Raw genomic sequence first — 14,383 nt, forward strand, 5'->3', positions numbered from 1 at the left:
ATTACTTTTTTGAATTTTATGTTTAACTAGGTGTATTCCACCAAACAGGAGTTGTCATTCTAACATAAGGATCATTGTTAGGCATATTCTCATAATTTCTATCTTCTTCATTGTATTCATATGGAACTGCTTGAATCCAATCATCATCATTTGGGAAGATGTCTAGGTTTACATTAACCGGACGTTGTAAGCCAGGGTAAATATCTGAACTATAATCCATTCTTCTCATATCAACCCATGTTTCTGGGTTCAATACATTAGAAATATATTTTTGAACCATAATATGTGATAAACTAATATTAGTTGAGCCAACTTCAGTGTCTAATAATGCTAAATATGCAGCAGATGCTGTAGCATCTACTCCAACTTTTTCAAGATCGGCTTGAACCCCTTCTTTAAAAGAAGCATAAGCACCCGGCAAGTCACCACTTCTAAATTCAGCTTCAGCTTCAATAAATTTAACCTCGCTATAAACCATCATATAAGTAGGTGATGTTGGAACTGTATAAAAGCCACCATTCCCTGTAGAATAATTAGCACCAGAAACACCATTTAAACCTTGCCCAACAGGTAGTCCAACATATCCGCCATTTACAGCTTGAGGAACTATTAATGTTAATCTTGGATCTTCAACAGGAACAGATAAATTTAAAGGGTTTTTCAACATGTTAACAAAAAAGGTTGAAAAGTACTTAAATCTTGATGATCCATAACCACCAACTGCAAATGGTTGTCTTTCGTTTTCAGCAGTTCCACCAGAAAAATTTTGTTGAGCATTCACAGTATTAGAATTAATAGCTAAATTACATGCTGTTAAAATAGCATCTGTATCATAAGCCATGTCACCACTTGCTTTTTTACTTAAGTGGTTTAAGTATCTAGCTTTAAGGGCATATGCAAATTTTTTCCATTTTTCATGGTCACCACCATAAAGAACATCTCCGCCTTCATCATTTAACCCAATATCACTAGGCTCATCTAATTCAGCAATGGCTTCGTCTAAATAGTTAAGGATTGTTTGATACGCTTCTTTTTGTGTATTAAATTTAGGAGTAATATTCATTGTAGATTCTCCATCATAGGTGTCGTTTATAACAATATCTCCATATTGATCCGTAGTTAACCCAAAAATAAAGGCTCGTAAAATTTTACCCACAGCCACATAGTTAGGGGCATTATATTTTTTACCTAAAACAATAAGGTCTGCTGTGTTTGGCAATGCGTATACATAGGCATTTTGCCAAAGAAAATAACGACCTGTTACAAACGAAGTACCAGCAGAAGTCCAAGAATCTGAATAATATGCAGCTGTGCTCCAAGCACCATATTGAGTAACTGCTAAAATTTCTCGAGCACCTCTATACAACGCTGTACCTGTAGTGTTTTCTATTGCGCCTTGTATTCTAAACTGAGGAGGTAGTGACGTTGTTGTAGGTTTAGTTTCAGAACTGTTTACATCAAAATAGTCATCGCTACACGAAGTAGCTAAGGCTATTGTAAATAATATTATATATTTATATAGTTTCATATTTTTATTTTTAGAATCTAACTTTTAAACCAAAATCAACACCTTTTGTGTTAGGTGTTCCTAAATTATCTATAGACATCGATCCTGCACCAGCAATTCCAGCACCAAAAGTATTTACCTCGGGATCAACGCTACTATAATTTGTTATAGTAAATAAATTTCTTCCAGTAACTGATAGTTCTAATGAAGATAATGACATTTTATCAAGTAATGTTTTTGGGAAATTGTACGCAAAGGTTACATATCTTAATCGAGCAAATGAACCGTCTTCAATAAAATTCTCAGAATTTTTATAATAATAATTTTGATAAAAAGCTTGATCCATTGCAACAGCAACGGTATTGGCAGCTCCATTTGAATCCACACCTGGTAAAACTATAGTTTCATTTCTATTAAGTGTTTGTTTGCTAACACCATAGTAAACTAATGCAGATTCAGTTGCATTATATACATCAAATCCTTGTACAAGATCTAACAAAAAGGACAAACGAAAATCTTTATACTTAAAAGTATTGGTGATTCCTAAAGTCCAATCTGGCATACGGTCTACATTATCGTATGTTTCTTGTACCAAAGTTGGTAGGCCATTAGAGTTAATGACAACTTCTCCATTATCATTTTTTTGTGGCCTATAACCTCTTAAACCAAATAGAGAACCATCTAAAATAGCTGCACCTGCGGCAGTTGAGTTGAATGTCCAAGAATCAGATAAATAAACTTCATTAAGGAAGCCGGGTAATTCATTAACTTTACTAGTGTTTGCACCAAAATTTAAATCAACATTCCAAGTAAAAGCAGAAGATGGAGGTAAGACTTTAATAGAAAGTAAAGCTTCTAAACCACTAGTTGTGATAGAACCACCATTTAATGTCGCATAAAAAGTACCTGTTGTTGGAGGAACCCTTATATCTCTTAATATTTGGTTTTCTGATTTACTTTTATAGTACGTGAAATCTAAACCTACTCTGCTTTCAAATAAACGCATGTCAAAACCTATCTCAAAACTTTTTGTAAATTCTGGTTCTAAAAGCGGATTTCCCACATTTACACCATTATAGGTATATGCTGAACTTGCTAAGCCATTTATATTGGTGCCTAAAGAGCTTTCTAGTGCACCTATTGGAGCATCTTTACCAACTTTAGCCCAAGTAGATCTAAGTTGCAAATAAGTTAAACCATTTGAAGATGTAATATCATTGCCAGCATTTTTAAACAAATCGGTGATAACAGCAGATAAACCTATTGATGGATAAAAGAACGATCTCTTATCTTTAGGCAATGTAGAACTCCAGTCATTTCTTCCTGTAGCAGTTAAGAATAGTGCATTTTGCCATCCTAATTTTAATTCTCCAAAAACACCTACAATGCGTTTTCTAGTAATCAATTCGGAAATACTTTGATTTTCTTTTAAAACGTTTCCTATACTATATATTCCTGGTGCTTGAAAACCATCTCCATAAGTATATACTGTTCTAGCATCAAACTCTTCTACAGAGTTTCCTAATAATGCATTTACAGAAAAATCTTCTGTTATATTTTTTTGATAAGTCAATAATAAGTTTGAATTCAATCTCTTACTATCACTCTCATACTGACTAATATAACCATCTTCTCTGTTTTCAATAAGCGAGCCATCACCAGTTATCTTTTTATTGAATTGGGTGTAATTATCTATTCCCAACTTATAGTTAAGATTAAAATCGTTTAAAAAGTTGTAATTTAAATTTATTGCTCCTATTAAGCGTTGTACATTGTCTTTATTGGGACTGTGTTTTTCACTCCAGTATGGGTTGTCAAATTGTTGGTCTACAAAAAAACTTTTTTGAGAACCATCTTCATTTAAATAATCTTTGGCATCAACATTGGCAGGATATGACAATAAACTTAAAAAACTACCTCCAGAGGCATTACCTTGTTTTGTGCTACTTGTTTTTGTAGTGATATAATTTCCAGTAATTCCTAATGTTAGGTTATCAGTAATTTTAGAAGTTGTATTAATTTTAAAGGATGTTTTATCATAACTAGTGCTTTTAATAACACCGTCTTGAGAGATATCTCCTATAGAAAAATATAAACTACTCTTATCATTACCACCAGAATAACTTACCGTATGATTTGAAGTAATGGCAGTTGTATAAAAATCTTTTAGATTGTTAAATTTTGAGCCAGAAATAGTATTTCCCCAAGAGAAAGCTGATTCAGTATCAATTGTTGTTCCCGTTGCCCCAGTAATTTGATTTCCTTGACCATAAAGAGTTTGAATATCTGGAGTTCCTAAAACATTATCAATTGATAATGAACCAGAATAGGTAACTTCACTTACACCAGATTTTCCTCTTTTAGTTGTTATTACTACTGCACCTCCAGCAGCCTGAATACCATATAATGCTGCCGCCGCTGGTCCTTTTAAAACAGAGATACTTTCAATATCTTCAGGATTGATATCAGTAGCCCTATTGGTGCTTGCTACTTCTAAACTTGAACTAGTAGAGTTGTCAATTGGAAGACCATCTACAATCATTAAAGGCTGGTTGTTACCAGTAATTGATGAACCTCCTCGAATTAAAATAACAGCAGATGAACCAGGAGCTCCACCAGAATTCACAACGGTTACTCCAGATATTTTTCCTTGTAAACCATTAACTAAACTCGTTTGATTACCATCGGTTAAGCCTTCAGCTTTTATAGATTGGACTGAATACCCAAGAGATTTTTTTTCTTTTTTAATACCCATAGCAGTTACTACTATTTCGTCTAATTTACTTGCATCTTCTTCTAAGCTTACGTTTATCGAAGTGCCACTTACTGTAACTTCTTTAGTTTTAAAACCTAAAAAAGAAAAGATTAATACATCACCTTGATTTGCAGAAATTTGATATTTCCCATCAAAATCAGTTGAGGTTCCGTTGTTTGTGCCTTTTACTTGTATATTAACACCAGGCAACGGAATGCTTGAAATGTCAGAAACAGTACCACTAATAGTTATGTTTTGAGAAAACAATAAACTAAATGCAGTTGTAAAAAAAACAAGAAAAGAGAGAATGGTTTTGTTTTTCATAAAAAGGAATTTGAGTTGTTTTATACTCAAAAATAATAAAAATATGCAGTTTTTTGCAGTTTTATGCTTTTTTTTGCAATTTTTTTGAAAATTTTTTTTGTTTTTTTACTATTGAGATAAAATCATTCAGGATTTTAGTTAAAAACGAACAAATTATATAGGATTATAATATTTTGTTAATAGAACATGTATTAATGAAATAGCAAAAACCTCTCTTAATTTAATTAAGAAAGGTTTTTTAAAATATTTTGAAAAGAAACTTATATTATTGTTGCCACCAAACTGGAGTTACAGGAGTTTTTTGATTTGCATTTGTAACAGTAGCATTTCTTGTTAATTCGGTAGAAGGATAAGTTGCTCTTGTAAACCACTCACCAGCATATGTACCTTCAGAATCTGCTTCTTCTCTAATGGTTAACCCAGTAAATACCGAATCAGAAAAATCATAACGTCTAAAATCTACAAAAGTTTCAGTGTTCATGAAATTATGAATATATTTTTCTTTCATAATATGATGTAACATTAAAGAGCCTTCTCCAACATTAATTGAAGTGTCTGCCATATAATCAGATCCATCAACTCCAAATTTATCCATACTAGCAGCTATTCCATCCATATAGGCTGTATATGCTGTTGTATTTGAGCCAACACTTGTAGTGGTTCCTCCATTAGCTAAAAATGCAGCTTCAGCTTTAATAAATAACGCTTCAGCATAACTAATTAATAGTATTGGAGAGTCAATACTTGTATAGTATCCTTCTTCAACAAATTGAACATTTCCACTAGTTCCATCAGGTGCTAAACCACCACCGCCGCTTACAAAACCTTTCCATTCCGCATCGCCTCCATTTTTTGCATGAATAGGTAATCTTGGGTCGATTTCCACCACGCCACTTTCAAATGGATAATAATCACCGTTCATAGAGCTTACAAATTGACTTGCTATATCATTGTGAAAGTTACCCGTATTTCTTGCTAAAATTTCTTGAGAATACAATGGATTGATGTTCTTGTCATCATATGACATTTCGAAATCATCGCTATTTGAAGTAAATCCATTAGCAATTGTTGATAAAACATCGCTTGCAGAAGTAACGCCTTTATTAACTAAATGTAATTGATAGCGCGCTTTTAAAGTGTATGCTGCCCGTAACCATTTATCTGTATTGCCTCCATAAATTAAATCTTCACTACCAGGTTCAACGCCAGACGTGTCAGTAGTTTCTAAAGCTGTAATTGCGCTATCTAATAAAGAGAAGATTTTATTATAAATAGATTCTTGATTATCAAAGGAAGGGAAGAGTAAACCATCTTCTCCCATAGAAGCTTCGGAATAAGGAATATTATCCCATGTGTCAGTTGCAATACCAAGATTGATAGCTGTTAAAATATCTGCTACAGCTGCATAATGAATGGCTCCTTCTTCAGCAGCTTTTTCTTTAAGTGTTATTAAGTTTGGCAAAGCATATAAATAGATATTTGACCAAAGGCCAGCTGCTGTTGTTTCGCCAGAAGCTGTTCCACCTTGTCCAACAAAGTATTGGGTGTAATTACCAAAAGTTTGTTCAGCCGAATACTGCCCAGCCATAGTACGGTATATTACTGGAGCCAGTAAATCTCTCATTCTTAATTGCTCTGGTTGCGCCGTTCCAGATGGTGTATTTACGTCAAAGTAACTATCACTACATCCAGTAAAGCCAATGATAAGCAATCCTATAATTATTGTTTTTGCTATATATTTTTTCATCATTTTATGTTTTTTTAAAATCCTAATTTAACACTGAATGAATAACTCTCGCTTATTGGTGTACTTAAACCAGTAAACCCATAGACATTACTACCTGCGCTGTATTGGTTTCCTTCAGGATCATATCCATCCCATGGTGTCCATATCAAGATGTTTTGAGCACTTGCAGACACAGATAAATTATCTACATGTAACGTTTTTAGGATGTTCCCTTTAAAGTTGTAAGAAAGACCAATGTTACGTAGTTTAACCCAAGAAGCATCCTGAACCAAAATTTCTGCTGCTCTGTTGTATCGATTTGAATTTCTATAATAGTTAGCATCAATCAAAGCTTCAGTTGTGTTTGGTACAAAACCGCCACTACCATCGTCCATAACACCATCTAAAACTACCATTTCATCTCTTAATTCAACAGATTTTAAAATACCATTTCTAATAGAGTTTCGTCTTCCAGCGTCGTACAAGTCGCCTCCTTTTTTCCACTCAAGCAAGAAATTAAAGCTGAAGTTTTTATAGGTAAAATTGTTGCCTATAGACGCAATAAAGTCAGGGAATGCATTTCCTACTTTTACTTTTTCTGAAGTATCTATAACTGGGTAACCATTAGCATCAATGTAACGTTGTCCATTTTCATAACGCCATTTATAGCCATATAAGGTTCCCATTTTATCACCATCTCTAATTTCAGAGGTAACTCCGGCAAAACCAGAATCTGCAAAGATTAAACTTTCAATATCATCTGGCAATGATAATACTTTACCTTCATTAGTAGACCAGTTTAAAGTGGTTTCCCAAGTAAAGTTTTCATTTTTAATGATATCTGCTGATATTAAAAGTTCATGGCCAAATGTTTCAAAATCTCCTGCGTTTCTTACAATTCCAGATAAACCTGTTGAATAAGCAGTACCTTGAGTAAATATTTGATCTTTTACTCTTGTTTTATAATATGCATAATCTAAACGTACTCTGTTTTTAAAGAAACGTAAATCAGCACCAATTTCGGTAGAACGGTTTCTTTCTGGTTTTATGTTGGTATCTCCTAGTGCGGTACTTGATCTATAACCACCAGCACCACCAAAAGGGAAATTGCCATCAACAATAAAATAGTGCCCTACTTGTCCAAAAAGAGGTCCTTTTCCAACTTCTGCCCAAGATGCTCTTAATTTACCAAATGTAAAGAAGTTACTGTCTTTATCAAACAAATCATGAACATCATAAGCTAAACTTACAGATGGATAAAAGAAAGAACGATTATCTTTTGGAAGTGTTGAAATCCAGTCATTTCTACCAGTAACAGTTAAAAATAATTTGTTTTTATAATCAATTTTTAATTCACCAAAAACACCAACATTTCTTAATTGTGTAATATCATTACCGGCAAATGTATTTATGGTATTAGCTAATTCGTTAATACCAGGAACGTTTAAGGTTTCTCCTCTTATAAATGAGTAATCACGTTTTGAATCGGATACTTGGTTTCCTAAAGTTAAGGTTGTTTTTAAATCGTCAGACCAATCTTTAGTTAAAGCCACTAATAAGTTTGACTCTAAAGCCAAAAAGTTGATATTTTGATTTACAATAAATCCTCCAACTTGGGTACCAGTATCTAAATCTGGTGCAACAAAACGATTTCTTTTATCAGAATAATTATCAACTTGTGCGGCATAGGTAACATTGATCCAGTCTTTTGGAGCCCAATTTAAAGTTATATTTCCAACCCATCTGTTTACATCATCCTTTAAAGGACTTTTTTCTAAGAAATATCTTGGATTGTCAATAACTCCAAAAGAATAGTTACGTTGAGAACCATCAGCGTTTTGATAATCATTAATTGGGAATGTACCAGCATAATAAGATAATGAACTAAATACAGATTTATCACCACCGTTTGCTCTGTTACCTCCAGCATTGGTATAAGCAATCGACGTGTTTATATTAAAATTATCAGTTGCTTTATAACCACTCTTAAATCTAAGAGTTGTTTTATCATAATCTGTATTCGGTAACACACCTTCTTCACTATCATTACCTACAGAAAAGAAATAATCTAATTTTTCATTGGCTCCACTTATGTTAAAGTTAACTTGTGTGTTAATGCCAGTTCTAAATAAATCATATGGACTATAAAATTTGTCCCCAGTTAAGTCAACTACTGTTCCATCTGCTAAAGTAGCTGAGTCATCAGAAAATTTTGGTCCCCAAGCATAAAAAACAGTTCCACCTAATCGCGTAAAACCGCTTTCAGTTTCTGGGGTATATAACGCTCTTGGCAAACCACCAAATCCTTCACGATAGGTTGTTTGTAACTCAGGCGTTTTGTTTATGTTTCTAAAAGAGGTAGAAGCAGTTATTCCTACTTTAGCTTTACCACTTTTACCTTTTTTAGTCGTTATTATGATTGCTCCATTTGCAGCTCTTACACCATATAATGCAGTTGCGGCGGCACCTTTTAACACGTTGAAGCTTTCAATATCTTCTGGGTTAATATCAGCAGCTCTATTTGAAAATGAGAACTGCTCTGAGCTACTTGGCGAGTTTGATCCTGCACTAGGAAGAACACTCCCTGAGAATGTGTCATTATTTAAAGCTAAACCATCAACAATAATAAGAGGTTGATTGTCTCTGTCGGGGTTCATAGAGGTCACACCTCTAATCAAGATATCTATACCTCCACCAGATGAACCAGAAGTCTGACTGATTTGTACACCAGCTACTCGACCCTGTAAACCTGCAATAGCATTTGATTGTCCAGAAAGATTAATATCTTCTGTTTTAACTTGAGTTACAGAGTAACCTAGCTCTCTAGTTTCTCTTTGAATTCCAAAAGCAGTAACAACTACTTCGTCCAGTTTACTTGCATCTTCTTCTAAACTCAAATTTAAAGAAGCACCTTCTACAGTTACTTCTTTAGTTTTAAAGCCTAAGAAGGAAAAAATTAATACATCACCTTGACTTGCTGAAATTTTATAATTTCCATCAAAATCTGTTGAAGTTCCAATTTTGGATCCTTTAACTTGAATATTTACACCTGGTAACGGAACGCTTGAAGCGTCAGTAACAGTACCGCTTACAGTTATGTTTTGCGAAAACAATAAACTAAAAGCAGCTGTAAAAAAAACAAGAAAAGAAAGGGTAGTTTTTTTTTTCATATGGTTGAATTTGAATTGTTAGATATCCAAAAATAGTAAAATAATGCAGTTTTTAGCGTGTTTATGCATTTTTTTTGCAAAATTAATTTGTTTATCGCATATTTATAAAATATTATTTAAGGAATATGTTAAAACATGAGAGACATCAAATAATTTTAGATAAGTTAAAACTAAATAAAACGGTTTTATCTATTAAATTAAGCGAAGAATTGCTGGTTTCAGAAGATACTATACGAAGAGATTTAAAAGAACTTGAGTCTAAGAATTTAATATATAAAGTACACGGAGGAGCTTTATTAAAAGAGAACAGAGCATTATCTTATGATGAAAGAAGCGTTGCTGATATTGAAGAAAAAAAGAAGATTGCACAAAAAGCTGTAAAACTAATTCGTGATGGTCAAGTCATTATTATGAGCGGAAGCTCAACTAATTTAGAATTGGCCAAAATTATTCCTCCAGAAATTAATGCGACAGTTTATACTTATAGCTTGCCTATTGCGGCAGAACTATCTCATCATCCTTTAATAGAAGTTATTTTTATTGGAGGAAAATTAAATAAAGCGGCTCAAGTAACTGTTGGTGTAGATTTGGTAAATTCAATTTATCATATAAGCGCTGATATTTGCTTTATGGGTACAGAAGGTATAGATATTACAAAAGGATTAACAGAACCCGACTGGGAAGTATCTCGAATTAAGGATAGCATGATACACGCATCTAATTATGTGGTAGTTATGTGTATTAGTACTAAAATAATGACAGCTAAAAGATATACTGTTGTTCCTATTGAAAAAATTGATGTTATTGTTTCTGATATTGACCCTGGTAATAAAATTTTTAACGAATTAAAGGCCATTGACATAACTATCATTTAACTTTAAATAATGTTTAGAAAATTACTTTTATTAACTCTTTTTATCTCTGCTTTATTTAGTTGTAAATCAGCCTATATTTCTAAAAATATAACCAAAAGTTTCAATGATAGTTTTTACAACAATCAATTTACCGGACTATTGGTTTACAATCCTAAAACTCACGACACCGTATTTAAATATAACGCTGACAAGTATTTTACTCCAGCTAGCAACACTAAGATATTTACACTATATACAGCTTTACACACATTACCAGAACAAATCCCAGCATTTAAGTACACAATTCAAAACGACACTATTACTATTTTAGGAACTGGAAACCCTGCTTTTTTGCACACTTTTTTTAATGACAGCACCGCTTTAAAAATGGCCAAAAATTATAAAAAAGTAAATTTGGTTTTGAATAATTTATCGGATGACAAATTTGGACCAGGTTGGGCTTGGGAAGATTACTACACGTATTTTAGTCCAGAACGAACCAGTTTTCCAATGTATGGAAATGTTGTTACAATAAGTAATAATGATAGTTTACAAAGTACTCCAAGTATTTTAAAAGAAGATATTCAATTTTCTGAAAATGAAAAACATAGAAGTTATAACGAAAACTCTTTTTATTATAATACAAAGGAAAGAGATACTATAGAAGTTCCTATGGTAATTGATACCATGTTAGTGTCTAAATTATGGAATGACATATTACCAAATAAAGTTGTCTTGTCTAATTATTCTGGAGAAAAGATGGAACATATTGCATACAGTGTTCCATCAGATACACTGTATAAAAGAATGATGCTAGTAAGTGATAATTTTTTAGCGGAACAAATATTAATTATGGCATCTTCAACTTTGTCTGATACTTTGAGTTCAAGTAAAATGAGAGACTATGTTTTAAACAATCAACTTAAGGATTTAAAGCAAAAACCTCGTTGGGTAGATGGTTCTGGATTAAGTAGATATAATTTATTTACACCAACATCTTTTGTCCAAGTACTGTCAAAGTTGTATGACGAAATTCCTAAAGAACGCTTATATAATTTGTTCCCAGTTGGAGGTGAATCTGGCACATTAAAAAAATATTATTCAGGTGTTTCAAATCCGTATATTCATGCTAAATCAGGAACTGTTGGCAATAATTATTCACTTAGCGGTTACTTAGTAACAAATTCAGGAGAAACATTAATTTTTAGTTTCATGAATAATCATTATAAAACACCTACCAATGAAGTAAAAAAGAGAATGCAATCTGTTTTTGAACTACTTCGTGATAATTACTAAACCCGATTATTTATAAATCAAGGCATTTTTAAAATGACTTTCTTTTGTTTTTAAATTAATAGGGAAACCATTAATAACGGCAAATTCAATAGTATTTCCTTTTTGTAACAGAAATGTAGAATTAGCTCCAGGCATTAATACAAGCTTAGGCACCTTATAGCCTGTTTTGATTAAATTTATTGGTATAGATGTGTCTTTTTTATTTTTAGGCAATTCATCTATTTGCAAATAAGTATAGCCGGATTTTAAAAGCTCAAAAACATCAATATTTGAAATGTCATCAACAGACTTGAATGTTTTTGGATACACTTTCCCTTCAACAATTTTATAACCACTGGCATCAAAAGTGTTATAGCCATAATAGGTCGATAAATCACCTTGGTCCATAACTTTTGCTATATTGTAATAGCTAGAATGGGTATCATTATCCATTTCTAAAAGATTAATACCAAGGTCGATTTTATAATCATGGTTTAATAAATTGTACGTTGCCCCAATGATTTTTAAATCAAATAATTTTCGATCATTTTCAGGGATTTTTTCATAGTCATCAATGGTAATACTTTTATAATTTTCTTTGGCAATACTGTAAATAGCAGACAGAATTGAAACGTAATTCAAGCGTCTGATTTCCTGTTTCTCTTTGTCATTTTTATATCCTCCAGATTCAATTAAAATGGCACTTGTTCCCCATTTTTGAATGTTATCGCCAAAAGCTCTTGGCTCAAAAGCATCATCATATCTACCTACTTGACCAGGTGCATATTTTTGAATGATACTATTCATGAAAACAATAACTTTCATAGCATTTGCGCGTACTTCATTTATATCTTTTTCGTAATTGTATGCAGGTGCTAAATATGAAATAGTTGCAGGTTTATCTGTGTGCTCTGCGTTATAATAGGTACTTTGATCATGTAAGTTAAATCCAAAATCAGCATTGAGGCTATCTCTTATACGTTTTAAAGTTTGACTTTCTGGCGATTGTAAACTTACAGCATCTCTATTCATATCAACTCCCAAAGCATTTCTACGTGTAAATTTTTCAGCGCCATCAGGATTTAGCATAGGCAAAAAGTGAAGCGTTACATTGCTTAAAATAGCTTCCTTTTCTTCTAAAAAATCTGGACTATTAAAGAAATTAAAAATATCAAAAATAGCTTGTGTTGCAGTAGGTTCATCTCCATGCATTTGAGACCATAAAAACACATTGGTTTTCCCCGAACCAATACTAATTAAGGTTAAATCTCTACCTTCAATAGACCGACCTACTTTTTTAACGGTATATTTTGAATTGCTTTTAAGTTTTGCAATTAGTGGCTGTAAATCTTTATGTTTTATGCGCCTTTTGCTTATTGTAGGCTCTTTATACTTGTTGTAAGTTTCGTATAAATTAGAGGTAATATCATTGTCTTGGCCAACAACAGATGTTGTAATTAACAATACTAAAAATACTAAAATGTGTTTCATGTTAAATACTGAATTTTTTAGGTGCATATTTTAAGTGAAGTCCTTTAACTCCTTTTTTTACGGCTATCATAAAATCTTCACCCGGATCAGTTTTTTCTGTTCTGTAATTGGAGTCTTTTTCTAACCATAAATCTGTTCCTTCAAAATTTGTGTATTCATAATGACCAATTAAATATTCAATATTGTATTTTTTAGCAAGGTATTTTACCAACCAAATATTAGCCTTTATTTGCCTTTTTGTTAAAGGCATATCCTTTGTTCCACCAACATTTTCAACACCAATGGCACAATAATTTAAACCAATAACATGTCTTGCCATGGTTGTTTCTGGCATCAAACTATAAATAGTTCCGTCTTGATCTACTACAAATTGAGACGACACGTTTAATCCGCTTACAGATTTAATATCTGGCCTCTGATTAGGTATAGTTGAACTATTGAAAGCCTCAAATGTTTTTTCAAAAGTTGGAATAGCCGTCCAATGTAATACAATCATTTTTGGAGTAATAGTTGGTGACTCTTGTTTTAAACCGTAACGATTATCAAGATATTCTAAGGTTAACTGTTTTCTTTGGTCATCAAAAACAACAGGTTTTGAAACAATTTTTTTTGAAGTACCACACGAAAACAATAGAAACAGACTTAAGCAAATAGTAAAATATTTCATATAGAAGAATTTGACTTTTATTAATACTTATATTGAGAAAGCTAAACGAAATTTAAAGATATAAATTTATAATTATAAAACATCTGTTAAAATTGTACAAATGTAAACTTGTATGATGTTTGTTTTAAGTATATATATAGTATTTTTGATAAGTAAAAATTAAAAAATAATAGAAATGTCAATTCATATTACAACAATCTGGAAAGGCAACATGAAGTTTGAAAGCACTAATCCATCAGGGCATAATTTATTTATAGATGCTGGGCCAGAAAATGATGGACATGGAGAAGGGTACAGACCAAAAGCTTTGATGTTGTCTGCACTTGCAGGATGTTCAGGCTTAGATGTTGCGTCTTTAATAAAAAAGATGAAGTTAAAAGTTGATGATTTTAAAATTGAAATAGACGCCAATCTTACTGAAGAACACCCAAAGTTTTACGATAAGGTAACCATGGAGTTTCATTTTTTTGGAAAGGAACTGAAAGAAGAAAAACTTCAAAAAGCGGTTGATTTATCAGTAGAAAAGTACTGTGGAGTTATGGAGATGTTTCGTCAGTTTGCAGAATTAAATATTAAGACCCTTTTTCACAATCAATAATCCTAAAGCAGTATTC

9 protein-coding genes are annotated in these 14,383 nt (G+C 32.4%); 3 read left to right on the plus strand and 6 right to left on the minus strand.

All coding sequences use genetic code 11. From position 1 onward, the window contains the following. Positions 1 to 22 precede the first annotated feature (22 nt). From V8G69_RS13030 to V8G69_RS13045, 4 genes are all read right to left on the minus strand, one after another. Positions 23 to 1,528 carry a SusD/RagB family nutrient-binding outer membrane lipoprotein gene (locus V8G69_RS13030; RefSeq protein ID WP_394882458.1) on the minus strand — a complete coding sequence of 502 codons (1,506 nt, stop codon included), beginning with the start codon at positions 1,526 to 1,528 and terminating at the stop codon, positions 23 to 25. Positions 1,529 to 1,538: 10 nt separating this feature from the next. Then, entirely contained in the window at positions 1,539 to 4,586 is a 3,048-nt protein-coding gene (locus V8G69_RS13035) for a SusC/RagA family TonB-linked outer membrane protein (protein WP_394882459.1), read from the minus strand. Positions 4,587 to 4,851: 265 nt separating this feature from the next. Next, positions 4,852 to 6,336 (minus strand): SusD/RagB family nutrient-binding outer membrane lipoprotein, encoded by a 1,485-nt coding sequence (locus V8G69_RS13040; RefSeq protein WP_394882461.1) that lies wholly within the window; start codon positions 6,334 to 6,336, stop codon positions 4,852 to 4,854. 11 nt (positions 6,337 to 6,347) lie between these two features. Then, positions 6,348 to 9,482 (minus strand): SusC/RagA family TonB-linked outer membrane protein, encoded by a 3,135-nt coding sequence (locus V8G69_RS13045; RefSeq protein ID WP_394882462.1) that lies wholly within the window; start codon positions 9,480 to 9,482, stop codon positions 6,348 to 6,350. Positions 9,483 to 9,607: 125 nt separating this feature from the next. Here V8G69_RS13045 and V8G69_RS13050 point away from each other — a divergent pair, with 125 nt between their 5' ends. Then, a complete protein-coding gene (locus tag V8G69_RS13050) occupies positions 9,608 to 10,357 on the plus strand; it encodes a DeoR/GlpR family DNA-binding transcription regulator (protein WP_394882463.1) in 750 nt (249 codons plus the stop codon). Between the two features lie 9 nt (positions 10,358 to 10,366). Further along, a complete protein-coding gene (locus tag V8G69_RS13055; protein ID WP_394882465.1) occupies positions 10,367 to 11,632 on the plus strand; it encodes a D-alanyl-D-alanine carboxypeptidase in 1,266 nt (421 codons plus the stop codon). Positions 11,633 to 11,638: 6 nt separating this feature from the next. Here V8G69_RS13055 and V8G69_RS13060 read toward each other — a convergent pair whose 3' ends face one another. Continuing rightward, positions 11,639 to 13,102, minus strand: a complete 1,464-nt coding sequence (locus V8G69_RS13060; protein ID WP_394882466.1) for a M14 metallopeptidase family protein — start codon at positions 13,100 to 13,102, stop codon at positions 11,639 to 11,641. A gap of 1 nt (position 13,103) precedes the next feature. Continuing rightward, positions 13,104 to 13,769 carry a peptidoglycan recognition family protein gene (locus V8G69_RS13065; protein WP_394882468.1) on the minus strand — a complete coding sequence of 222 codons (666 nt, stop codon included), beginning with the start codon at positions 13,767 to 13,769 and terminating at the stop codon, positions 13,104 to 13,106. Between the two features lie 175 nt (positions 13,770 to 13,944). Here V8G69_RS13065 and V8G69_RS13070 point away from each other — a divergent pair, with 175 nt between their 5' ends. Further along, on the plus strand, positions 13,945 to 14,367 hold the full coding sequence (locus tag V8G69_RS13070) for an OsmC family protein (protein WP_394882469.1): 423 nt from the start codon (positions 13,945 to 13,947) through the stop codon (positions 14,365 to 14,367). Positions 14,368 to 14,383 lie beyond the last annotated feature (16 nt).

It is taken from the genome of Gaetbulibacter sp. M235, assembly GCF_043876835.1.
Lineage (GTDB): Bacteria > Bacteroidota > Bacteroidia > Flavobacteriales > Flavobacteriaceae > Yeosuana.

Bases quoted from the DNA above. Each gene is read 5' to 3' on its own strand.
- V8G69_RS13030 (WP_394882458.1), bottom strand. From the start codon at position 1,528: ATGAAACTATATAAATATATAATATTATTTACAATAGCCTTAGCTACT.
- V8G69_RS13035 (WP_394882459.1), bottom strand. From the start codon at position 4,586: ATGAAAAACAAAACCATTCTCTCTTTTCTTGTTTTTTTTACAACTGCA.
- V8G69_RS13040 (WP_394882461.1), bottom strand. From the start codon at position 6,336: ATGATGAAAAAATATATAGCAAAAACAATAATTATAGGATTGCTTATC.
- V8G69_RS13045 (WP_394882462.1), bottom strand. From the start codon at position 9,482: ATGAAAAAAAAAACTACCCTTTCTTTTCTTGTTTTTTTTACAGCTGCT.
- V8G69_RS13050 (WP_394882463.1), top strand. From the start codon at position 9,608: ATGTTAAAACATGAGAGACATCAAATAATTTTAGATAAGTTAAAACTA.
- V8G69_RS13055 (WP_394882465.1), top strand. From the start codon at position 10,367: ATGTTTAGAAAATTACTTTTATTAACTCTTTTTATCTCTGCTTTATTT.
- V8G69_RS13060 (WP_394882466.1), bottom strand. From the start codon at position 13,102: ATGAAACACATTTTAGTATTTTTAGTATTGTTAATTACAACATCTGTT.
- V8G69_RS13065 (WP_394882468.1), bottom strand. From the start codon at position 13,769: ATGAAATATTTTACTATTTGCTTAAGTCTGTTTCTATTGTTTTCGTGT.
- V8G69_RS13070 (WP_394882469.1), top strand. From the start codon at position 13,945: ATGTCAATTCATATTACAACAATCTGGAAAGGCAACATGAAGTTTGAA.